This window comes from Oceanicella sp., assembly GCF_056449545.1.
This window is the reverse complement of record NZ_JBWOMN010000111.1, coordinates 1-20,347: the sequence shown is the minus strand read 5'-3', so window position 1 is coordinate 20,347 and position 20,347 is coordinate 1. Positions and strand designations below refer to the sequence as shown.

The 20,347-nt window shown below is 69.6% G+C and carries 19 protein-coding genes and 3 pseudogenes; 6 read left to right on the top strand and 16 right to left on the bottom strand.

Annotated elements, in window-relative coordinates; all coding sequences use genetic code 11:
* Nucleotides 1–104: 104 nt before the first annotated feature.
* Nucleotides 105–2,375 carry a xanthine dehydrogenase family protein molybdopterin-binding subunit gene (locus AC1HC7_RS14415; RefSeq protein WP_479495340.1) on the bottom strand — a complete coding sequence of 757 codons (2,271 nt, stop codon included), beginning with the start codon at nucleotides 2,373–2,375 and terminating at the stop codon, nucleotides 105–107.
* A gap of 117 nt (nucleotides 2,376–2,492) precedes the next feature.
* Nucleotides 2,493–2,936: pseudogene (locus AC1HC7_RS14410) on the bottom strand ((2Fe-2S)-binding protein); the annotation flags it as partial.
* 247 nt (nucleotides 2,937–3,183) lie between these two features.
* Here AC1HC7_RS14410 and AC1HC7_RS14405 point away from each other — a divergent pair.
* Nucleotides 3,184–3,816 carry a TetR/AcrR family transcriptional regulator gene (locus AC1HC7_RS14405; protein ID WP_479495339.1) on the top strand — a complete coding sequence of 211 codons (633 nt, stop codon included), beginning with the start codon at nucleotides 3,184–3,186 and terminating at the stop codon, nucleotides 3,814–3,816.
* A gap of 75 nt (nucleotides 3,817–3,891) precedes the next feature.
* Here AC1HC7_RS14405 and AC1HC7_RS14400 read toward each other — a convergent pair whose 3' ends face one another.
* The 10 genes from AC1HC7_RS14400 to AC1HC7_RS14355 form a co-directional block, all read right to left on the bottom strand.
* Nucleotides 3,892–4,776, bottom strand: coding sequence for a PhzF family phenazine biosynthesis protein (locus AC1HC7_RS14400; RefSeq protein WP_479495338.1), 885 nt, complete (start codon nucleotides 4,774–4,776; stop codon nucleotides 3,892–3,894).
* Nucleotides 4,773–5,240, bottom strand: a complete 468-nt coding sequence (ccmE, locus tag AC1HC7_RS14395) for a cytochrome c maturation protein CcmE (protein ID WP_479495337.1) — start codon at nucleotides 5,238–5,240, stop codon at nucleotides 4,773–4,775. The genes AC1HC7_RS14400 and ccmE overlap by 4 nt, the downstream gene beginning before the upstream one ends.
* A 74-nt stretch (nucleotides 5,241–5,314) precedes the next feature.
* Nucleotides 5,315–6,172, bottom strand: coding sequence for a YihY/virulence factor BrkB family protein (locus AC1HC7_RS14390; RefSeq protein WP_479495336.1), 858 nt, complete (start codon nucleotides 6,170–6,172; stop codon nucleotides 5,315–5,317).
* A gap of 31 nt (nucleotides 6,173–6,203) precedes the next feature.
* A complete protein-coding gene (gene argC, locus AC1HC7_RS14385; protein WP_479495335.1) occupies nucleotides 6,204–7,250 on the bottom strand; it encodes an N-acetyl-gamma-glutamyl-phosphate reductase in 1,047 nt (348 codons plus the stop codon).
* Between the two features lie 335 nt (nucleotides 7,251–7,585).
* Entirely contained in the window at nucleotides 7,586–8,188 is a 603-nt protein-coding gene (locus tag AC1HC7_RS14380) for a YeeE/YedE thiosulfate transporter family protein (RefSeq protein WP_479495334.1), read from the bottom strand.
* 10 nt (nucleotides 8,189–8,198) lie between these two features.
* Nucleotides 8,199–8,765 carry a YeeE/YedE thiosulfate transporter family protein gene (locus AC1HC7_RS14375; protein ID WP_479495333.1) on the bottom strand — a complete coding sequence of 189 codons (567 nt, stop codon included), beginning with the start codon at nucleotides 8,763–8,765 and terminating at the stop codon, nucleotides 8,199–8,201.
* 200 nt (nucleotides 8,766–8,965) lie between these two features.
* The gene (locus tag AC1HC7_RS14370) at nucleotides 8,966–9,823 is read right to left on the bottom strand and encodes an ATP-grasp fold amidoligase family protein (protein WP_479495332.1); all 858 of its coding nucleotides are present in this window, start codon (nucleotides 9,821–9,823) and stop codon (nucleotides 8,966–8,968) included.
* 212 nt (nucleotides 9,824–10,035) lie between these two features.
* Complete coding sequence (rpsI, locus tag AC1HC7_RS14365; RefSeq protein WP_479495331.1) at nucleotides 10,036–10,527, bottom strand: 30S ribosomal protein S9; 492 nt, start codon at nucleotides 10,525–10,527, stop codon at nucleotides 10,036–10,038.
* A gap of 1 nt (nucleotide 10,528) precedes the next feature.
* On the bottom strand, nucleotides 10,529–10,993 hold the full coding sequence (gene rplM, locus AC1HC7_RS14360; RefSeq protein WP_479495330.1) for a 50S ribosomal protein L13: 465 nt from the start codon (nucleotides 10,991–10,993) through the stop codon (nucleotides 10,529–10,531).
* 175 nt (nucleotides 10,994–11,168) lie between these two features.
* Nucleotides 11,169–11,612, bottom strand: a complete 444-nt coding sequence (locus tag AC1HC7_RS14355) for a PaaI family thioesterase (RefSeq protein ID WP_479495329.1) — start codon at nucleotides 11,610–11,612, stop codon at nucleotides 11,169–11,171.
* Between the two features lie 176 nt (nucleotides 11,613–11,788).
* Between AC1HC7_RS14355 and AC1HC7_RS14350 the strand changes: the two genes are divergently transcribed.
* The 4 genes and pseudogenes from AC1HC7_RS14350 to AC1HC7_RS14335 all read left to right on the top strand — a co-directional run bounded on the left by AC1HC7_RS14350 (nucleotide 11,789) and on the right by AC1HC7_RS14335 (nucleotide 15,172).
* Nucleotides 11,789–13,111, top strand: coding sequence for a hypothetical protein (locus AC1HC7_RS14350; protein WP_479495328.1), 1,323 nt, complete (start codon nucleotides 11,789–11,791; stop codon nucleotides 13,109–13,111).
* Nucleotides 13,112–13,284: 173 nt separating this feature from the next.
* Nucleotides 13,285–13,593, top strand: a complete 309-nt coding sequence (locus AC1HC7_RS14345) for a hypothetical protein (RefSeq protein WP_479495327.1) — start codon at nucleotides 13,285–13,287, stop codon at nucleotides 13,591–13,593.
* 56 nt (nucleotides 13,594–13,649) lie between these two features.
* Nucleotides 13,650–14,438 (top strand): annotated as a pseudogene (locus tag AC1HC7_RS14340) (enoyl-CoA hydratase); the annotation flags it as partial.
* On the top strand, nucleotides 14,435–15,172 hold the full coding sequence (locus AC1HC7_RS14335; RefSeq protein ID WP_479495326.1) for an RsiV family protein: 738 nt from the start codon (nucleotides 14,435–14,437) through the stop codon (nucleotides 15,170–15,172). The pseudogene AC1HC7_RS14340 and the gene AC1HC7_RS14335, both read left to right, overlap by 4 nt.
* A gap of 22 nt (nucleotides 15,173–15,194) precedes the next feature.
* Here the strand turns inward: AC1HC7_RS14335 and AC1HC7_RS14330 are convergent, their stop codons facing one another.
* The 3 genes from AC1HC7_RS14330 to AC1HC7_RS14320 all read right to left on the bottom strand — a co-directional run bounded on the left by AC1HC7_RS14330 (nucleotide 15,195) and on the right by AC1HC7_RS14320 (nucleotide 18,366).
* Complete coding sequence (locus tag AC1HC7_RS14330; RefSeq protein ID WP_479495325.1) at nucleotides 15,195–16,382, bottom strand: COX15/CtaA family protein; 1,188 nt, start codon at nucleotides 16,380–16,382, stop codon at nucleotides 15,195–15,197.
* A 37-nt stretch (nucleotides 16,383–16,419) separates the two neighbouring features.
* A complete protein-coding gene (locus AC1HC7_RS14325; protein ID WP_479495324.1) occupies nucleotides 16,420–17,184 on the bottom strand; it encodes an RNA methyltransferase in 765 nt (254 codons plus the stop codon).
* A gap of 351 nt (nucleotides 17,185–17,535) precedes the next feature.
* Complete coding sequence (locus AC1HC7_RS14320; RefSeq protein ID WP_479495323.1) at nucleotides 17,536–18,366, bottom strand: class I SAM-dependent methyltransferase; 831 nt, start codon at nucleotides 18,364–18,366, stop codon at nucleotides 17,536–17,538.
* A 225-nt stretch (nucleotides 18,367–18,591) separates the two neighbouring features.
* On the opposite strand from AC1HC7_RS14320, the gene AC1HC7_RS14315 reads away from it, so the two are divergent.
* Nucleotides 18,592–19,806 carry an NADP-dependent isocitrate dehydrogenase gene (locus AC1HC7_RS14315; RefSeq protein ID WP_479495322.1) on the top strand — a complete coding sequence of 405 codons (1,215 nt, stop codon included), beginning with the start codon at nucleotides 18,592–18,594 and terminating at the stop codon, nucleotides 19,804–19,806.
* A gap of 138 nt (nucleotides 19,807–19,944) precedes the next feature.
* Here the strand turns inward: AC1HC7_RS14315 and AC1HC7_RS14310 are convergent.
* Nucleotides 19,945–20,347: pseudogene (locus AC1HC7_RS14310) on the bottom strand (hypothetical protein); the annotation flags it as partial.

The window sequence follows — 20,347 nt, the reverse complement described above, 5'->3', positions numbered from 1 at the left end:
CGCCGGGCCGCGCCCACCGCGCCCACCGCGCCCACCGCGCGCGGCCCACGGGAAACGGCGCGGGAAACGGCGCGGGAAAACCGCGCTCGGGCTGGGCGTCCGGCTCAGATGAAGTCCACGATCTTGCCGAAGGGCGCCGCGCGCAGGCGCTGGCCGGTGGCGGCGAAAATGGCGTTGGCGAGCGCCGGGATCGAGGGCGGCGTGCCCGGTTCGCCGGCGCCGCCCATGCGGGGGGCGTTTTCCAGCAGCGCCACCTCGATGTCCGGGCACTGGGCCATGCGCAGGGCGTCATAGCCGTCGAAATTGCTTTCCTGGGCCTCGCCGTCGGCGAAGGTGGTTTCCTGCATCATCGCCGAGCTGAGCCCGAAGACGATGCCCGACATCATCTGCGCGCTGACGATGCCCGGGTCGAGCACCCGGCCCAGATCCGCCGCGCACCAGACCTTTTCGACCCTGATCCCGGCATCGGAGGTCGAGACCTCCACCACCTCGGCCACCCAGGCCCCGAAGCTGAGAGTGAAGGCGACGCCCTTGCCGCGGCCCGGGGCGGTCGCGCCCCAGTTCGACATCTCCGCGACCTTTTCCACCGCCTTGCGGGCCGGGGCGAAATCATCGCCCTGCATCAGACGCAGGCGCATCTCCAGCGGGTCGAGGCCGGAGGCCAGGGCGATCTCGTCCAGAAAGCATTCGTGGAAGAAGCCGTTGTAGGAATTGCCCACCGAGCGCCAGAACCCCACGGGTATGCCGAGATCGACGGGAACGCCCTCGAAACGCTGATGGGGGATGGCGTAGGGCTGGTTGAAACTGCCGTCGAGGATCGGCTTGTCGGGCCCCGAGGCCGGGATCGAGGGAAAGCTGCGCCCCATGACCGAGGCCATGACCGGCGGCGCGGCGATGCGCATTTCCAGCGCCACCGGGCCTTCGCCGGGGCGGGCCTGAGCGCGAAACCGGCCCAGCGCGGCGGGGCGGTAGGCGTCATGGGTCATGTCCTCCTCGCGGGTCCAGACCACCTTCACAGGGCGGCCGTCGGTCTCGCGGGCCAGCAGGGTGGCGTAGATGGCGAAATCGACCTCGGCGCGGCGCCCGAAGCCGCCGCCGAGGAAGGTGGTGTTGACCTCCACATCCGCGGAATCGAGCCCCACCAGCCCCGAGCAGACCCTCTGCAGCACCGTCGGGGCCTGGTTGGGGGCCCAGAGCCGGAGCTTGCCGTCGCGCAGCTCGGCGGTGGCGTTCATGGGCTCCATGCAGGCATGGGCGAGGAAGGGGACGCGGTATTCGGCCTCGATCATTTCGCTGGGCGGGGCGGCGGCGAAGGCGGCGAGCGCGTCGCCGTTTCCGCCCAGCTCAAAGCCCTGCTCACGCGTCAATTCCCTGTCAAGTTCTTGAAATTGTTCGCTTGTGTCTTTGGGATAGGCGGCCTCGGCCCAGTCGACCTCCAGCGCCGCGGCGCCCTGAAAGGCGGCCCAGGTGTTGCGCGCGATCACCCCGAAGCCGTTGCCGGTCTGGGTTTGCAGTCTGACGACCTTCAGCACGCCAGGGGTGGCGAGCGCCGCCGAATCATCGACCCTGCGCGCCTTGGCCCCGAAGCGCGGCGACATGCGCACGGTTGCGTAAAGCATGTCCGGCAAATCCACGTCCATGCCGTAGATCGGCGCCCCGGTGACCTTGGCGCGCATGTCCACGCGCATTGCCGGCTTGCCGAGGATGCGCCAGTCGGCGGGGTTGCGCAGCCTCACCCGCGCCGGCGGGTTCAGCCCCGCCGCCACGACCGCCAGATCGCCATAGGCGAGGCGCTGGCCGGAGGCGGGGTCGATCACCTCGCCCCGTTCGGCGGTCAGCCCGGCGGGGGACAGGTCCCAGCGCTGCGCCGCCGCGCCGATCAGCAGCGCCCGGGCCACGGCGCCGGCCTCGCGCATCTTGTCGAAGGCGTCGATGGTGGCGGATGACCCGCCGGTCACCTGAAGGCCGAGCAGCCGCCCGCCGGTCATGGCCGCGCCGCGCATCGTCTCGGCCATCCATGACGAATCCCAGGCGGCGAAATTGGTCGCGTCGGCCATCATGGCGCTGTTGTAATAGGCGGGGCTGGCGGGGCCGTGTTCAACGATGATCTGGTCGAGTCCCACATCCAGTTCCTCGGCCACCAGCGCGGCGAGGGTCGTCGAGACCCCCTGCCCCATCTCGGCGCGCGGCGCGATCACCGTGATCTGGCCGGATTCGGCGATCTTCACATAGGCGTTGAGGGTGGCCTCGCCGGGGGCGAGGGCGGAGTCCAGCGGGTTGGCGTAGGGTTTCCTGACATAGTAGTAGCCGACGGCCAGTCCGCCGGCGGCGGCGACCCCGAGACCCATGAACACGCGGCGGGTGATCTTTCCCATGGGTCAGCCCTCCTGCACGGGAGGGTGCGCGGGGGATTGCGCAGGGGATTGCGCAGGGGATTGCGCGGGGGGTTGCAGGGGGGCGGGCGGCGGATCCGGCGGCGGGGCCATGTCGACGGCGGCGCGGCGGATCGCGGCGCGGATCCGCGGATAGGCGCCGCAGCGGCAGAGATTGGTCATCGCCGCATCGATGTCGTCGTCGCTGGGCGCCGGGTTGTCGCGCAGCAGCGCGGCGGCGGCCATGATCTGCCCCGACTGGCAATAGCCGCATTGGGGGACCTGTTCGGCGATCCAGGCCTGTTGCACCGGGTGCAGGGCGTCGGCGCCGATGGCGGCGGGAAGGCCCTCGATGGTGGTGACCGCGCCGGTCACGTCGCCGACCGGTTCGACGCAGGCGCGCACCGGTTCGCCGTCGATCCACACCGTGCAGGCCCCGCAGGCGGCTATGCCGCAGCCGAATTTCGGCCCCTTGACGCCGAGCAGGTCGCGCAGCGCCCAAAGCAGCGGCATGTCGGGTTCGGCGTCGAAGTCGCGCGATTCGCCGTTGACGGTGAGTTTCATGGGGGTCCTTTCGGTCGGGCGCCGCGGCGGGCCGGTGCATTCAGGCGACTCTCGGGCTCTGATAGTGGGGCGCGGGGCGGGCATGTCAATAAGAGAACGACGGTCTTTTATCTTCTTGCCCCGGCCCGGAGCCGCGCCTATCGTTCACCGCCATGGAAACGCCCCGCAATATCAGCCGTTCGGCGGCATGACCTGCGCCCGGCCGGAAAAGGAATTTCAGCGGGCGCGATCGCCTGAACGCAAGGCGATGCGGCGCGCTGCGCTGCTGCGCGCGGCGGGGGATCTGGTGGATTCGCAGGGGCCGGACGCGGTCAGCCTCGCGGCGATCGCGTTGCTGGCGGGGGTGGCGAAATCCAGCATCTACCGCTATTTCGAGAGCCGCGAGGACATCCTGGCGACGCTGCTGACGGAGGAGATCACGGCGCTGGTCGCGGCGTTCGAAACGGCGCTGGCGGCGCGGGCGCCGCTGGAGGATCCGCGCCCGCTGGCGACGCTGATCGCCCGGGGTTTCGCGGCGCGCCCGCGCCTGTGCAAGCTGGCCTCGGTGCTGGCGACGGTGCTGGAGAACAACATCTCCGAACCCCGGCTGATCGTGCTGAAGGGCGAGATGTTCGGGGCCGCGGGGCGCATGGCCGCGGCCGGGGCGCTGGCCTGCCCGGCGATCCCGCGCGCAGCCTGGCCGCTGGCCGTCAACATGATCATGGCGCTGGTGGCCGGGCTGTGGCCGCTGGCCAACCCGGCGCCGCATGTGGCGCGCGCCGCCGCCGGGGCGGGACATGCCGAGGCGCTGCCGGATTTCGCCCGCGACCTTGACCGGGCGCTGGCGGCGATGCTTTGGGGATTTTGCGACGCGCGCCGGGACGCGGGCGGGGGCGCCTGACGATTGCCGCCCGCTTCCGGGCGGCGGATCCGCCCGGATCACGCCGCCCGGATCACGCCGCCTGGATCACGCCGCCTAGATCAAGAGATCGCCCGACATCAGCACCACGCCGGTCCCCGCCACCCGCACCCCGGCGATGGCGTCGCGCGGGCCGATGGCGGCGACCTCGGCGCGCCCGGGGCGGCCCATCCAGTGGCCCTGCTCGGCGATGAAGCCGGGGGTCTCGATCAGCCCCTCGGCCCAGAGCCAGGCCCCGAGACAGCCGGTGGCCGAGCCGGTGAAGGGGTCCTCGGGCGGCATCGGCGGCGCCAGCAGCAGGCGCGCGAAGGTGTCGCCCGCCGGGGTCGCGCCGCCCAGCGTCACCAGGAAAGGTTCCATGAAATCGATTTTTCCGGGGTCGCGTTCGCGCATCGCCGCCAGCTTGGCGGGGTCGAACGCCGCGCGGCGCAACGCCTGCTTGTCGCGCAGCAGGGTGATGCAGAACGGCGTGCCGGTGGACACGGTGCGCGGCGGGCGCACTATGTCGCCGGGGTCCAGCCCGTAGAGCGCCGCGATCTCGCCCGGGTCGTGTTCGTTGCCGAAGGTGGGGGCCAACTGGGTCATGGCGATCAGCGGCGGGGCGTTTTCGCGCTGTTCGATGTCGATGTCGATCACCCCGGCGCCGACTTCAAGCGTGAAGCGCGCGTCAGGCGCCACCATGCCGCGATGGATCAGCGCCGCCACGACGGCGATGGTGGGGTGGCCGGCCATGGGGATCTCGCGATCCGCAAGGTAGTAGCGCACCCCGAAATCCGCCTTGTCCGAGCCGACCATGAAGGCGCATTCGGACAGGCTGGTTTCGCGCACCAGCGCCATGCGCCGGGCGACGCCGAGATCGGCGGCGTCCTGCACCACCACGCAGCCATTGCCGCCGAAAGGCCCGTCGGCGAAGGCGTCGACCCAGTCGCAGGCGCGGCTCAATTGATCTGCTCCGCCGCGTCTTCGCCCTTGTAGTAGCCCTGTTCCTTGAGGGCGTCGACGACCTCGCGCGGCATGTAGGTCTCGTCATGCTTGGCCAGCACGTCGTCGGCGACGAACACCCCGTCGCGCACATGACCCTCGGCGATCACCCCCTGGCCCTCGCTGAACAGGTCGGGCAGCACCCCGGCGAAGGACACCGCCATGACGGCGTTGCCGTCGGTGACGGTGAAGCGCACGCCGCCGTCCTCGCCCTGGATCAGCGAGCCCTCCTCGACCAGCCCGCCGACGCGCAGGCGCTGGTCGGGGCCGGGGGCTTTTTCGATCATCTCGGTGGGGCTGAAGAAGAACACGATGGTGTCGCGCATGCCCACGCCCACCAGCAGCGACGCGGTGACGAGGAAGAACGCCCCGATCCCGATCAGCATGACGCGGCGTTTCTTGCGGGTCATCTTGGCGATTTTCATGTTCTTGCTTCCTCGTCCGAGTCCGATCCGGGGTCCGATCCGGGGCCGGCGCGTTGGCCGGCGCGCCGGCAGTGTCACAGCCAGGCGGCGTCGCGGCGGCTGGCGGCGCCGATGCGGTGGCGCTCGATGGCGGCGTTGAGCTCCGCGCCGAAGATAATCACCGCGCCGCTCAAATAGAAGAACAGCAGCGTCACTATGACGCCGGACAGCGCCCCATAGGTGACGGAATAGGACGGCGCATAGGACAGATAGGCCGAAAACGCCGTCGCGCCCAGCATCCACAGCAGCATGGTGGCGGCGATCCCGGGCCACAGCGTCAGCCGCCAGGTGGGGCGCGAGGGCAGGATCAGGTGCAGCAGCCACAGGAAGATGGCGAAGGCGCCAAGGCCGATGGCGTAGCGAATGGCCCCGAGCCCGAACGGCGCGGAGAAGTCGAGGACCTCCTCGACCAGACGCAGCAGCAGCGGCGCCAGCACCACCACGAAGCCCAGCAGGCCGAAGGTGGCGGCGCCCAGCAGCACGAAGCCCATGCCGATCAGCCGACGCAGCACGAAGCCGCGCGGGACCATCACCGCATAGGCGCGGTCGAAGGCGGCGCGGAACGCCTCGACGCCGTTGGAGGCGGCCCAGATGGCGCCAAGCCCCGACACGGTCAGCACGCCGCCGCGCTCCTGCTCCAGCACCTCGCGCAGCACCGGTTCGATGCCCTGGGCGATGTTTTCCGGGGCGAGGTCGAACAGCAGGTCGATCAGCGCCTGCATCTCCTCGGGGCCGATGGTGGCCGAGGCCAGCGCCATGGCGAAGATCAGGAACGGGAACAGCGCCATCAGCGCCGCGAAGGCAATGTAGCCCGACAGCATCCAGCCCTCGTCGGCGTTGAAATGCCGGTAGGCGTCGGCGAGGACGCGCAGAGGCGGGCGGAGGCGTTTCATCGCGACGCGGCCATGGGGGGCGGGGCGGCGGTCAGGGGAAGATCGGGGCCGCCTCCAGCCCCGCGGTCTCGGGCAGGCCGAGCATGATGTTGGCCACCTGCACCGCCTGGCCCGAGGCGCCCTTCACCAGATTGTCGATGGCGCTGACGATGATGGTCCGCCCCGGCTGGCGGTCGGCGCAGACGCCGATGCGGCACAGGTTGGAGCCCCGCACATGGCGGGTCTGGGGCGGCGGCGCGTTCAGGTCCAGCACATGCACGAAAGGCTCGGCGGCGTAGCGCGCGACGAGGGTTTCGTGCACCGCCTGCGCCGCGCCCTTCACGTAGATGGTGGCGAGGATGCCCCGGTTCATGGGCAGCAGATGCGGGGTGAAGCTGACGATGACCGGCTTTCCGGCCGCAAGGCTCAGTTCCTGATCGAATTCGGCGGTGTGACGGTGGCTGGCGATCGCGTAGGCGTCAACGCCCTCGGTGACCTCGGAGAACAGCTTGCGTTCGCCCGGCGCGCGCCCCGCGCCGGTGATGCCGGTCTTGGCGTCGATGACGATGTCGGCCGTGTCGACGACCCCGGCGGCGAGCAGCGGGACCAGCGGCAGCAGGCCGGCGACCACGTAGCAGCCGGTGCCCGCGGCGAGGCGGCAGGTCGCGAGGTCTTCGCGGTAGAATTCCGGCAGCCCGTAGACCGCCTGTTTCTGCAGCTCAAGGGCCTGATGCGCGCCGCCATACCATTTCTGATAGTCCGCCGGGTCGCGCAGGCGGAAATCGGCGGAAAGATCGACGATGCGCAGGTGATCGGGCAAGGCTGCGATCACCGCCTGGGTGGTGGCGTGAGGCAAGGCGCAGAACGCCAGGTCGATGCCGGAAAAATCCACCTCGTCGATGCGCGAGAGCCGCGGCAGGTCCAGATGCGCCAGATGCGGGAACACCTCGCCCATGGGCAGGCCGGCCTTGCGCTCGGCGGTGAGCGCGGCGATGCGCAGGTTCGGGTGCGAAACCAGCAGACGGACCAGTTCGGCGCCGGTGTAGCCGCTGGCCCCGAGTATCGCCGCATTGGTCATGTCGCCGCCGATCCGTGTCATGAAACGCTCCCTCCAACCGATGCGCCCGGACCTAACCCCATTGCCGGGATTTTGCAATCAGGCGCCGCGGGGCCCTGCGGCCGGCGCCGGCGTCAGGGGCGAGGCGGAGCGCCGGCGACGGTCGCCGCCCGTCCTGCGGAGGCTCCGCCTCCGCCACGGCGCGGAACGCGCCGCGAAATCGCGCAGCGATTTCGGGACGGGCCGGGGCGGCGCCTCCATCGCAGGGCGGGACGGTCGCGGGGGCGGGCGCCGCAGCCATGGCGCAAAACGGCCCCGACCGGGACGGTCGGGGCCGCAAGCGGCGTATTCACCTTGACCGCGGCGCCCGCCGACGGTCAGTGGGCGTGAGCCTTGCCGTGGGTCTTGCCGGCGCCGGGCTCGGCCGGGGGCAGCTTGCCGGGCAGCATGGCGGCGACCACGATCAGGATCGCGGCGATGCCCAGCGCCAGCGCCCAGCCGGGCACGCCGGGGATCAGCGCCTGGTATTCGCCGGTCTGCGCCAGCGTCACCTTGCCGCCGGCGATCTTGTCCAGCAGCCCCGTCGCCTTCACCGCCGGATAGGCCAGCATGTAGGCGAAGGCCCCGGCGAAGCCGCCGATGACGAAAGCGACGGCGTCGCGCCGCCCGTCGCCCAGGGCGACCACCCCGGTGCCCGGGCAGAACCCCGACAGCGCCCAGCCTGCGCCCAGCAGCGCGCCGCCGAGCACCACGCCCGGATACGACGCCTTGACCGACAGATGCCCCGGATCGACCAGCCCGGCGGCCAGCCCCAGGAACAGCAGCGCCGATCCGACGCCGATGCCCAGCAGGATCGCCTTCATCAGGTGCAGGTCGCGCAGGCGCAGCATGTCGATGATCAGCTGCGGGTTGGAAGCGCCGATGCGGTGCAGCACGAAGCCGAACAGCAGGCCCAGAACGATTGCGAGAAACGGATCCATGACGGCCTCCTCAGTTGCGCCCGTAGACGGCGATGGCGGTGGGAATGGCGGCGGCGAAGGCGCCGATGGCGAACAGGTAGCCCGAGAGCGAGGTCTGCATGATGCCGCTCATCATGTGCCCCGAGGTGCAGCCCCCCGCGAGCCGCGCGCCGAACAGCACGATGAAGCCGCCGAGCCCGGCCATCAGGTAGCGTTTGGCCTTGCTGTCGCCGAAGCGGTCGCGGAACGCCTTCGGCGCGATCAGGTCGGCGCCGGCGTCGCGCGGGCCGCCGGTCATGCGGCTGGCCAGCCCGCCGATCGCCATGGCGATGACGAACAGGAACGAATAGTTCCACGGATTGGCCACCGCCTTGGCGTATTTGCCGCCGCTCTTGTCGAGATAGGCGTTGGCGCTGGAATAGCCGTGTCTGGCGGTCTCGTCGGCGGTGACGAGGTCGGGTTCCACGGCGCTCCAGAACATGCCGTCGGCGATCACGAACTGGGTCGAGACCCCGATCGGCTTGACGATCGCCACGGCGATCAGAAACACGAGACCCAGCGCGATGCCGCCCTTGAGCCAGTCCAGTCTGCCGGTCATTGGATTCTCCTGTCTGCGCCGCCGTCCCGAAGCGGGTGGCGACCTGATTATTCAAACATTCAGATAATTGTATGTCTAAAGCCGAATCGCTCCCCTCGCCTTGATCTCGATCAATTCTCCGAGGCGGGCGGGCGGATGCGGAAATGCGGCGCGGGCGCGGGGCGTGCGGGGGAAGGCTCGCCCTCCTCCCCGCCCGGAGGTCAGTCTTTGCGCAGGCGCGCCAGGTCGAGCTTGTCGCCGAGCAGGGTCTCGAAGTCCGGCGGCTCGAATCGATACAGCCCGGCGTCGGGGGTCAGGGTGATCTCGCCGAACCACAGCTTGCCGCCGGCCTCGTAGATGTCGACGCGGGCGAAGACGAAATCCTCCGACAGCAGCCGGGCGATTCGGATCATCTCGTCAAGCCTGGCGGGGCGCGGCATGTCGCCGAGAACCGGGCGGAACATGCGGTGCACCGGCATCGGGGTCCAGTCGAGATCGAAATAGGCCTGCCGGTGATCGCTGTGCCGGTCCACGTCCACATGGATCATGCAGGGTTCGCCGTGGAAGCAGTAGATCTTGTAGTCGTTGGGCTCGCCGCCGTCGTCGCGCATGATCAGGTCTTCGACGATGATCCGCGGCGGGATGTTCAGATAGTGCTTTTCGTAGGACACGAAGTAGTAGTTGCGCGCCAGCCAGGCGGCCAGATTGCGTCGGCAGGCGGCCCAGTCGAAGGTCGCGCGGTCGCGGCACAGAACCACGCCGCCGCAATCATGGGTGGCCTTGGCCACGAAGCGTTCGGCGGCGATGTTTTCGGGGCGAATGTCCTCGGGATCGGCGGTGCTGAACAGCAGCGGGATCAGGAAATCCGCCGACACCTTGTCGGCCACGTAGTCGCGCACCGCCAGCTTGTCGGAGATCGTGGTCAGCAGCGGCCGGTGGCCGAACAGCTTGAGCCAGAAGATCTTGTCCTGATAGGTCCTGGGATGGCGCAGCGTCGGCCAGCGGCCGTTCACCTTGTGAAACTGACGGGAGGCGAGCAACGTCTGCGGCAGCATCCGCTTGATGAATTCTCTAGCCATGCAGTCCACGCTCGCTCAGGAGGGCCGCAGCGCCCGGATCGTTGCGGCGACGCCGCGCGACATATTCATAAGCATATGTTCGCGAAGCTCTACCGACCAAAGTCTGAACGCATGCTGACCAATCGGCCGGCGCGACGGCGCGCGGGGCCGGACGACGCCCGCGACCCGGACATGACGAAAGGGCGCCGGCAACGCCGGCGCCCCCGAAAGCCTCAGCGCTTGGAGAACTGGAAGCTGCGGCGCGCCTTGCGCTTGCCGTATTTCTTGCGCTCCACCACGCGGCTGTCGCGGGTCAGGAAGCCCGCCGCCTTCAGCGAGGCGCGCAGCGTCGGGTCATACAGCGACAGCGCCTTGCAGATGCCATGCTTGACCGCGCCGGCCTGACCGGACAGGCCGCCGCCCTTGACCGTCGCCATGACGTCGAACTGGCCGTCGACATTGGCCACCTTGAAGGCCTGGCCGATGACCATCTGCAGCACCGGGCGGGCGAAATAGGCGTTCATGTCCTTGCCGTTCACCACCACCCTGCCGGATCCGGGGCGCACCCAGACGCGGGCCACCGCGTCCTTGCGCTTGCCGGTGGCGTAGGAGCGGCCCAGCGAATCGCGCACCTGTTCGCGCAGCGGCGCGGGTTCGGCCAGCACGACCTCGGCGCCGGAGACGGCGTCTTTCAGCTCGTCGAGCGATTTGATCTCATCGGTCATGTCAGGCGCTCCGGGTGTTCTTCTTGTTGAGGGACTTCACGTCGAGCACGACGGGCTCCTGCGCCGCGTGCGGATGCTCGGCCCCCGCGTAGACGCGCAGGTTGGTCATCTGCTTGCGGCTCAGCGGCCCGCCCGGCAGCATGCGCTGCACGGCCTTGGTCACCACCCGCTCGGGGTGCTTGCCCTCGAGGATCTGCGACGCGGTGCGCGACTTGATGCCGCCCGGATGCCCGGTGTGCCAGTAATAGGTCTTGTCCGAACGCTTGTTGCCGGTCAGCTGCACCTTGTCGGCGTTGACGACGATGATGTTGTCGCCCATGTCCATATGCGGCGTGAAGCTGGGCTTGTGCTTGCCGCGCAGGCGCATGGCGACGATCGAGGCGAGGCGCCCCAGAACCACGCCCTCGGCGTCGATGAGGACCCAGGTCTTCTCGATGTCGGCGGGCTTGGCGGAATAGGTTTTCATGGTCTTTCCGTCCATCCTGAAGGGCGCGCGCGCCCGCGAAACTGCGATGGGCGCGAAGCTCCGCGCCCGGATGGCGCTGTTTCGGGGTTTTCAGGCGTCAAGTCAACGGCGTATTTTGCCGTTTTATCATTTGTTTTCAAGGGGGCTAGATGTGGGGTATTGATTTACCCCAAATTCAGCCCCCCGAAACGGCCATTGGGCGGGGCGGAATCGCGTAGGTCAGCGTCGCGTGGGCCACCGGACCGTCGACGCCCGGGGAAAAGATGGTGGCGTCGCCGGTGCTGAGCGTCTTGCCGAGCTTCAGGATCCGCGCCTCGCAGGTCAGATCCGCGAGCGCCGGCTTGCGCAGGAAGTTGATGGTGCAGGTGGTGGTGACGGTCAGCGCCTGGCGACCGATCATCGCCAGCGTCACCGCGTAGAAGGCGCAGTCGGCGAGGGTGAACATCGTCGGGCCCGACACCGTGCCGCCGGGGCGCAGGTTGCGATCGCCGATCTTCATGCGCATGCGCGCGAACATCGGCGCGATTCGCTCGATCTCGAACTGGTCGGCGGTCTGGGGGAACACCTCGGCCAGAAAATCGGTCACTTCGGCGGCGGTCATCAGCGGCTGTCGGGTCATGCGGTCGGTCCGTGCAATGGCTGTCCTGCGCCGCAGGTCTGGCCTGTTCCGGCGTGGTTTGCAAGAATTCCGCCCTCGGGGGCGGCGGCGCGCGAAACGATATTTCGCGTTTGCGGGTGGACCGGGCGCGACCGGCGCCCCTAGATTGGCGCCATGTAACCTTGGGAGGAGACGGAATGTTCAGGAAAATGATCGGCGCGACGCTGGCGGCGTCATGCGCCCTAGCCGCGCTCGCCGCGCCCGCATTCGCCGACGCCGACACGCCGGTGGTGTTCGTGCATGGCGACAGCGACACCTCGGACCGCTGGACGGTGCAGATCTGGCGCTTTGAATCCAACGGCTGGCCGCGTGAGCGGCTGTTCGCCGTCGACATCCCCAGCCCCGGCGCGCGCGGCGATGACGGGGTCTACGAGGTCAACCGCTCCTCAACCGCCGACGCCGCCGCGGCGCTGGCCGGCGAGGTGACGCGGGCGCTGATCGCCACCGGCGCCGACAAGGTGGCGCTGGTGGGCAATTCGCGCGGCTGCCAGACCATCCGCAACTACCTGAAGAACGGCGGCGGCGCGGCGCATGTGGAAACCGCGGTGCTCACCGGCTGCGTGCATCACGGGGTGTTCAACAATCCCGGCGGCTCGCTGGGCAGCGAATACAACGGCCAGGGCGGGTTTCTCAAGCAGCTCAACGACGGCGCCGAGGTGATCGAGGGCGTGAAGACGGTGACCATCCGCTCGGACAAGCTCGACCTCTACAACCAGCCCATGGGCGACTGGATCGGGCTGCCGGGGACGCCGATCGGCGGCTCGTTCGAAGGGCCGATGCTGGCGGGCGCCGACAACCGCATGCTGGAAGGCGTCGATCATCGCGAGACCGGGTTTTCGCCCGCCGCCTTCGCCATCGAATACGAGGCCGTCGCCGGCAAGCCGCCCGCCACGCTGGACGTGACCCCCGAGGCGGCGCCGGAGATTTCCGGCAAGGTCACCGGCTGGGCCAATGACCGCCCGACCAACCTGCCGCTGGAGGGCGCGAAGCTGACGGCGTGGGAGACCGACGCCGCCACCGGCGCCCGCATGGGCGAACCGGTTCTGACGCAGGAGATCGACATGCATGGCGGCTGGGGGCCGATGACCGCCAAGCCCGACGCCACCTATGAATTCATGATCGAGGCCGCGGGCTACCCGCCGCATCACATCTATCGCGGCGGCTTCCTGCGGGGCTCGCGCTTCGTCAATCTGCGGCTGTATCCCTCCGAGGCCAAGGACAGGACCGCCCCCGCCGTGGGCATGATGCGCCCGCGCGGCTACATGGGCGCGCAGCGCGACCTGATCGAACTGGGCGGGCAGACCGCGCCCGGCGTGCCCGACACCGAGGTGCCCGGGGTGTGGAAGATCACCGTCCCCGCCGAGGCCGGCGCGCCGGTGGTCGGCAGGTTCCGCGACGAGACCAGAACCGCGCGCGCCTGGCCCGCCGATCACGTGGTGTGGATCGAACTGACCAACTGAGCCGCGCCTGACCCTTGACGCCCCGGGCGCGCGATCGCCCGGGGCGTTTCTTGTTTTGGTTTTTGGGGCGCGGCATTGTGTCCGCGTGTATCCGAGGTTTTTGGTAGGATACGACTTGCCTATTCCGACCAAATCAGTCAGTCATCATGGAAACCTGATCGAGGAGACCTGCCATGAAGACCCTGATGACGCTGCTGCTCGCCCTCGCCGCCGGTTCGGCGCTCGCCTCCAACCCCGGAGAGGGCGGCAGGGGCGAAACCGACTACGTCGCCGAAGGCGCCTTCGTCTACGCGATGTTCGAAGCCGCGGTTCCGCATGTGGACCTCGAATTCTGCCCGCGGGAATTCGACCCCGAGGCGGTGTTCTGCCGCATGACCCTGGCCGAGGGGCAGGCGCATGTGTTCGTGTTCGCCGAGGCCGGCGAACAGCGGCTGCTGGCGATCCGGCACTACGACATGGGCAACGGGTTGCTGCGGTTCTGAGCCGGCTTTCCTCCCGCCTGCCGGCGCGCTAGCATCCCGGCGCCAAGCAGGAGGATGCGATGACCATATTGCTGCGCGAGGATTCTGACGGGATCGCCACGCTGACGCTCAACCGGCCCGAGGCGCTGAACGCGCTGTCCGAGGCGATGCTGGCCGCGCTGCAGGGCGCGCTCGACGACATCGCCCGCGACGCGGGTGTGCGCGCGGTGGTGCTGCGCGGCGCCGGCAAGGCGTTTTGCGCCGGGCATGACCTGCGCGAGATGCAGGCCGCGCGTCAGGCCCCGGATGCGGGGCGGGCCTATTTCAACGCGCTGTTCGCGCAATGCGCGCGGATGATGACCTCGATCGCCCGCCTGCCCCAGCCGGTGATCGCCGAGGCGCATGGCGTCGCCGCCGCCGCCGGCTGCCAGCTGGTGGCGAGCTGCGACATGGCGGTGGCGGCGCAGAGCGCGCGTTTCGGGGTCAACGGGGTGAATATCGGGCTGTTCTGTTCGACGCCCATGGTGGCGCTGACCCGCAACATCCCCGCCAAGCAGGCCTTCGAGATGCTGAGCACCGGGGATTTCATCGACGCGGCGCGCGCCGAACGCCTCGGGCTGGTGAACCGGGTGGCGCCCGACGGCGCGCAGGGCGCGGCGGCGCAGGCGCTGGCGCAGAAGGTGGCCGGCAAGCTGGCGGCGGCGATCCGCACCGGCAAGTCGGCGTTCTACGCCCAGTCCGAGATGACGCTGGAGGCGGCCTACGCCTATACGGGCCGGGTGATGGCCGACAACATGCTGTTCGCGGACACCGCCGAGGGGGTCGCGGCCTTCCTTGAAAAACGCCCGCCGGCGTGGTCGCGATGACGCGGCTTGCGCCGCTGCTCGGCCTGGGGTTGGGGCTGGGGCTGGCGGTCGCGCCCCTCGCGGCCTCGGCGGAGACCGTGGTCAGGGAAGGCGCGACGCTGCTGAGCCGCATCGACTACCCCGAGACGCTGATGCGGTTTCCCCGCCTCGCCGCGTTCCTGCGCGCCGAAGGCGAGGCGCTGACCGAGGAATACCGGTCCGTCGCCGCGGCGGACGCCGCCAAGGCCAGGGCGGAGGGGTTCAAGTTCCGCACCTACAAGCTGAAGGTCACGCATCAGCCGCGCTTCGTGTCGGATCGCTACGCATCGTTCCTGCGGGTGGTTGTCACCGACACCGGCGGCGCCCATCCCAACACCTTTCTCGACCCGCTGACCTGGGATGCGCGGAAAGGCGATTTCGTGCGGCTGGACGCGTTTTTCACGCCGGGCGCCGAGACCGGCAAGGGGCTGGTCGCGGTGACGCGGGCGCTGCGCAAGATCCTGCTGGCGCGCCCCGGCATGCGGGCGGATGACGTGAAGGCCGCGACCGTGCCCGATGTCGCGGTGCTGCAGGCCTTCACGCTGGAGCCGTCAAGCGTGAAGGGCAGGATCGGCGGGCTGGCGTTCCACTTCGCCCCCTACGAGATCGCCCCCTATTCCGCCGGCCCCCAGCGCGCGGTGATCCCGCAGGCCGTGCTGGCGCCCTGGCTGCGCGAGGATCTGGCCCGGCTGTTCGCCGGCCCCCCCGCGCCATAGCCGATTCGGCGCCAATGGCGGCCTATCCGCGGGCGATGCGCTGCTCGGCCGGGAAACACGCCTCGAACCTGGCGCGCAGGATCAGCGCCACGGCGACGAGGGCGCCGGCCTGGTGCACGGCGCTCCAGCCCAGCGGCGCGGCGTTGATCACCGTGACGACGCCCAGCGTCATCTGCGCCGCCAGCGCCGCGAAGGCCCATGCGGTCCAGCGCGCCGCGCCCGCATGCCCCGCGGCGCGCCCGCGCAGCCAGACCAGCGCGCCGCACAGCGCCAGCAGATAGCCGATCATGCGGTGGTTGAACTGCACCAGCGCCGGATTTTCGAAGAAATTGCTCCATAACGGGGCGTAATCAAAACTTTCGGAGGGCAGGAATTCGCCGCCCATCAGCGGCCAGTCCACATAGCCGCGCCCGGCGTCGATCCCGGCCACCAGCCCGCCCAGCGCCACCTGCGCGAAGGCCAGCGCCAGCAGCGCCCCGGCAAGCGTCGCCAGCCCGCCAAGGCGGCGCCGTCGCGCCTGGATCAGCGTCACCTCGTCCCGGCGCAGGCGCCATGCGAACCACAGCAGCAGCGTGAAGATGCCAAAGGCCAGGACCAGATGGATCGCCAGCCGGTAGGAGGCCACGTCCACCATGCGCCCGGTCAGCCCCGAGGCCACCATCCACCAGCCGATCGCCCCCTGCAGCCCGCCGAGCCCGCCCGCCAGCAGCAGCCGCCCGGTCCATCCCGGCGGGATCCGCCGGCGCAGGAAGAACCAGCCAAAGCCCAGCGCCCAGACCAGCCCGATGCTGCGCCCGAGCTGGCGATGGCCCCATTCCCACCAGTAGATGCCCTTGAATTCGGCCAGCGTCATGCCCTTCTTGACCAGCTGGTATTCGGGGATCGCCCGATAGCGTTCGAACGCCGCCGCCCAGGCCGCGTCGCTCATGGGCGGCCATGCGCCGGTCACCGGGCGCCATTCGGTGATCGAGAGCCCCGAATCCGTCAACCGCGTCAGCCCGCCCACCAGCACCATCGCCGCCACCATCGCCGCCAGGACCAGCAGCCAGACCGCCACCGCGCGGCGGTTGCGCCGGCGCGCGGCCTCTGCGGCCCCCGGGGCCGAGGCCCGCGCCCGGGTCTGGGGCTCGGTCCGGGTCTGGGCCGGGGCGGCGCTCACATCCTCGAAGATGCCGCGCGGCCCGCCGGGGCGGTTTCGGGGCTTGCTCATGAAGGTCTCCGTCGCTGCTGGCGGCTCTGGCCCCGGTCTAGCGGCGCCGGCGCTTTTGCGCCAGCGCCCGAATGACGCCCCTCAGGGTGCGCACGTCCTGATCGGTGAGCGGGGCGCGGCGAAACAGGTTGCGCAGATTGGTCTCCATCGACGGGCGGCGTTCCTCGGGCCAGAAGAAATTGGCGTCGGCGAGCTCGTCCTCCAGATGCGCCAGCATGCGGCCCACGTCCTCGGAACTCGCCAGGTCCGAGCGGGATTCGTAGACCCTTGGCGATGTGTCGTCGGCCTGCTTGCGCCATTCATAGGCGACGAGCAGCGCGCATTGCCCGAGATTGAGCGAGGCGAAGGCCGGGTTGACCGGCACGGTGATCACCGCGTTGGCCAGCGCCACGTCGGCGTTTTCCAGCCCGGTGCGCTCGCGCCCGAACAGCACGCCGACCCGTTCCCCGGCGTCGATGCGGGCATGGGCGTCGGCCATGGCCGCCTCGGGGGTCAGCACCAGCTTGGTCATCTCGCGCCGCCGCGCGGTGGTCGCGTAGACATAGCTGAGATCGGCCACCGCCTCGGCGGTCGCAGCGCAGATCCGCGCATGGTCGATCACCCGCGCCGCGCCCGAGGCCATGGCGGTGGCCTTCGGATTGGGCCAGCCGTCGCGCGGCGCCACGATGCGCATGTTGGCGAGACCGAAATTCCACATGGCGCGGGCGGCGGCGCCGATATTCTCGCCCATCTGCGGCTCGACGAGCACCATCGCCGGCCCCTCGGGCGACCAGATCGGATTTTTGGAATGGTCGGTGCTCATCAGATTCCCCGCGCGGCGTGTGGAGCGGCGCATACACGCGCGGCGCGCTCCGGGCAAGCCCGGCGCCGCTTGCGCGGGCCGCGGACCGGGCCCGGATCCTTCGCGACGCCCTTGCGGATCGCGACCCGACCGCCGGACGAAAGACGTTCCGCGGGCTGCGTTTCATGCGCGACGGCAACATGCCGTGCGGCGCGCGCGGGGCGAAATCGGCGCCCCCGGGGGCGATGTTCCGGGCCGGCAGGGACCGCGAGGCCGAGGCGCCGGCCGTCGAGGGCGTGAGATCGCGCCCGCCACCCGCCGCCGGTCGCAGGGCGGGTTGCAATCCGCCATCGGGGCGGCGGTCGCCCGCCGCTAGACCCTCTCCATCCAGAAACTCGATTCCGGCGCCCCGGTCCATGGCAGATCCTTCAGCCCCGGGCGCGCCGCCGCGCCCATCCGCGTCACCGCGTAATGGCTTGAAAACACCGGGCGATAGGCGCCGCCGAGCATCCAGCCCACCAGCCCGTTCTGCTCGGAATAGCCGCGCCAGGCCCAATCCGCCGGATAGGGGTCCGGCAGGAACACGTCATGGACATGCACCCGCACCCCCGGTTTCAGCCGCGGCAGGATGCGGTTGAGGATGATGTCCACATCCGTGCCCGGCACCAGCAGATGCGAGCTGTCGAAGAAGGCGATGTCCCCGGCCTCCAGCGCGTCGAACAACGGCATGTGCCGCGGGCCCAGCACCTCGCGTCGCCAGTCGATGTTCAGGGACAGCAGCGCCGCGCGGGGGGCCGGGTCGATGCTCACATGCGCGGCCTCCGCGCCCACGTCGCGCAAGGCCCGCGCCACGAAGCGGGTCGAATGCCCCGAGCCGACCTCGACCACGCGCCGAGGCGGCGCCGAGGCGACCAGCGCATAGGCCGCCGCCGCGTCCGCGCGCGCGAACCAGTCCTGCGCCCAGCGCGGTTCCGGCGGCGCGCCCCCGAGCGCGGCCAGCGCATCGGCGCGCGCGTCGATATCGTCAAGCACCGCCGCGAATTCGGGTTCCGCGGCGCGGAACGCCGCCTCGACCGCGCCATAGGGTTCCATGCGGTCGGGGACGCTGGCGGCGTAGCGATAGGGGATGAAAAACCCCGAACGCTTCAGGCCCAACACGGTCTCCAGCCCCATCCGCATCCTGCGCCAGCGTTTTGCGGCCATGTCTCGATCCCTCGAATGTATCCAGTTGCATGCGCGCGCATGCGCCGCGCGCGCCCGGCCTTGCCGCCCCGCTCCATCGCGGGTAGGTTCCGCCCGATCCGAGAGACCCGCCCCGCGAACCACCCCGCGAACCACCCCGCGAACCACCCCCATGTCCGGCGCCCGTGCCCGGCAGTCAAGCCTCGCCTGCCAACGCGCCCATCCTTGAAAACCGGGAGACAGAGCATGACCAAGATCAAGGTCGCAAACCCCGTCGTCGAACTCGACGGCGACGAGATGACCCGCATCATCTGGGACTTCATCAAGAAGAAGCTGATCCTGCCCTATCTCGACATCGATCTGCTGTATTACGATCTGGGCATCGAGGAGCGCGACCGCACCGACGACCAGATCACCGTCGACGCGGCCAACAAGATCAAGGAGGTCGGGGTCGGCGTCAAATGCGCCACCATCACCCCCGACGAGGCGCGGGTGGAGGAATTCGGCCTCAAGCGCATGTACCGATCCCCCAACGGCACCATCCGCAACATCCTGGGCGGGGTGATCTTCCGCGAGCCGATCATCTGCCGCAACGTGCCCCGGCTGGTGCCGGGCTGGACGCAGCCGATCGTGGTCGGGCGTCACGCCTATGGCGACCAGTACAAGGCGACGGATTTCCGCTTTCCCGGCAAGGGCAAGCTGACGATGACCTTCACCGGCGAGGATGGCGAGGTGATCGAGCATGAGGTGTTCGACGCGCCCTCCTCCGGGGTGGCGATGGGGATGTACAACCTCGACGCCTCGATCATGGATTTCGCCCGCGCATCGCTGAACTACGGGCTCAACCGCGGCTGGCCGGTGTATCTGAGCACCAAGAACACCATCCTGAAAGCCTATGACGGGCGCTTCAAGGACCTGTTCCAGCAGGTTTTTGACGCGGAGTTCAAGGACAAGTTCGAAGCGGCGGGCATCACCTACGAACACCGCCTGATCGACGACATGGTGGCCTGCGCGATGAAATGGTCCGGCGGCTATGTCTGGGCCTGCAAGAACTACGACGGCGACGTGCAGTCGGACACCGTGGCGCAGGGGTTCGGGTCGCTCGGGCTGATGACCTCGCAGCTGATGACCCCGGACGGGCGCATCGTCGAGGCCGAGGCGGCGCATGGCACCGTCACCCGCCACTACCGCCAGCATCAGGCGGGCAAGGAGACCTCGACCAACTCCATCGCCTCGATCTACGCCTGGACCGGCGGGCTGAAGCACCGCGCCAAGCTCGACGGCAACGAGGCGCTGATGAATTTCGCCGAGACGCTGGAAAAGACCATCATCGACACGGTGGAAAGCGGCGACATGACCAAGGATCTGGCGCTGCTGGTGGGGCCGGACCAGAAATGGCTCACCACCATGGGATTCCTGGAAAAGGTCGACGAGAATCTGCAAAAGGCCCTGGCGGGCTGATCGCCGCGCAACGGAGGCGACAGGGCGAAGGGGCGGCTTTCGGGTCGCCCCTTTGCGTGTCCGGGCAGCGGCAGATCCGCGCCAAGGCCGGCTTTGCGCGGCGGCGCGCCGGATCGGTCGGGCCTGACGGGCGCCGCGCTAGAGATCGTAGAACACGAAGGGTTCCAGATCCGCCTCGGCGACATTGTCGAGGAACACCGTGCCCGCGACCAGCCCGGCCGCCGTCCGGTAGGTGACGAGCAGCCCGTCGGCCTGATCGTTGAGGGCCGCGCTCCAGTCGGCCGAGGCCGCGAGGTGGTCGCGGGCGGCGTCGAAATCGGTGATCTCGTCATGGCCGAACGGGGCGCGGAACACGAACACGTCGTGATCGGCGCCGCCGGTCATCACGTCGCGCCCGGCGCCGCCCTCGATGCTGTCGGCGCCGCCGCCGCCCCAGATCCGGTCGCCGCCGCCGCCGCCGCGCAAGTCGTCCGCGCCGCCGCCGCCGCGCATCTGGTCGCCGCCGCCGCCGCCGAACAGGACGTCCCCGCCGCCATGGCCC

Bases quoted from the DNA above. Each gene is read 5' to 3' on its own strand.
- AC1HC7_RS14415 (WP_479495340.1), bottom strand. From the start codon at position 2,375: ATGGGAAAGATCACCCGCCGCGTGTTCATGGGTCTCGGGGTCGCCGCC.
- AC1HC7_RS14405 (WP_479495339.1), top strand. From the start codon at position 3,184: ATGCGGCGCGCTGCGCTGCTGCGCGCGGCGGGGGATCTGGTGGATTCG.
- ccmE (WP_479495337.1), bottom strand. From the start codon at position 5,240: ATGAAAATCGCCAAGATGACCCGCAAGAAACGCCGCGTCATGCTGATC.
- AC1HC7_RS14390 (WP_479495336.1), bottom strand. From the start codon at position 6,172: ATGAAACGCCTCCGCCCGCCTCTGCGCGTCCTCGCCGACGCCTACCGG.
- argC (WP_479495335.1), bottom strand. From the start codon at position 7,250: ATGACACGGATCGGCGGCGACATGACCAATGCGGCGATACTCGGGGCC.
- AC1HC7_RS14380 (WP_479495334.1), bottom strand. From the start codon at position 8,188: ATGGATCCGTTTCTCGCAATCGTTCTGGGCCTGCTGTTCGGCTTCGTG.
- AC1HC7_RS14375 (WP_479495333.1), bottom strand. From the start codon at position 8,765: ATGACCGGCAGACTGGACTGGCTCAAGGGCGGCATCGCGCTGGGTCTC.
- AC1HC7_RS14370 (WP_479495332.1), bottom strand. From the start codon at position 9,823: ATGGCTAGAGAATTCATCAAGCGGATGCTGCCGCAGACGTTGCTCGCC.
- rpsI (WP_479495331.1), bottom strand. From the start codon at position 10,527: ATGACCGATGAGATCAAATCGCTCGACGAGCTGAAAGACGCCGTCTCC.
- rplM (WP_479495330.1), bottom strand. From the start codon at position 10,993: ATGAAAACCTATTCCGCCAAGCCCGCCGACATCGAGAAGACCTGGGTC.
- AC1HC7_RS14355 (WP_479495329.1), bottom strand. From the start codon at position 11,612: ATGACCCGACAGCCGCTGATGACCGCCGCCGAAGTGACCGATTTTCTG.
- AC1HC7_RS14350 (WP_479495328.1), top strand. From the start codon at position 11,789: ATGTTCAGGAAAATGATCGGCGCGACGCTGGCGGCGTCATGCGCCCTA.
- AC1HC7_RS14345 (WP_479495327.1), top strand. From the start codon at position 13,285: ATGAAGACCCTGATGACGCTGCTGCTCGCCCTCGCCGCCGGTTCGGCG.
- AC1HC7_RS14335 (WP_479495326.1), top strand. From the start codon at position 14,435: ATGACGCGGCTTGCGCCGCTGCTCGGCCTGGGGTTGGGGCTGGGGCTG.
- AC1HC7_RS14330 (WP_479495325.1), bottom strand. From the start codon at position 16,382: ATGAGCAAGCCCCGAAACCGCCCCGGCGGGCCGCGCGGCATCTTCGAG.
- AC1HC7_RS14325 (WP_479495324.1), bottom strand. From the start codon at position 17,184: ATGAGCACCGACCATTCCAAAAATCCGATCTGGTCGCCCGAGGGGCCG.
- AC1HC7_RS14320 (WP_479495323.1), bottom strand. From the start codon at position 18,366: ATGGCCGCAAAACGCTGGCGCAGGATGCGGATGGGGCTGGAGACCGTG.
- AC1HC7_RS14315 (WP_479495322.1), top strand. From the start codon at position 18,592: ATGACCAAGATCAAGGTCGCAAACCCCGTCGTCGAACTCGACGGCGAC.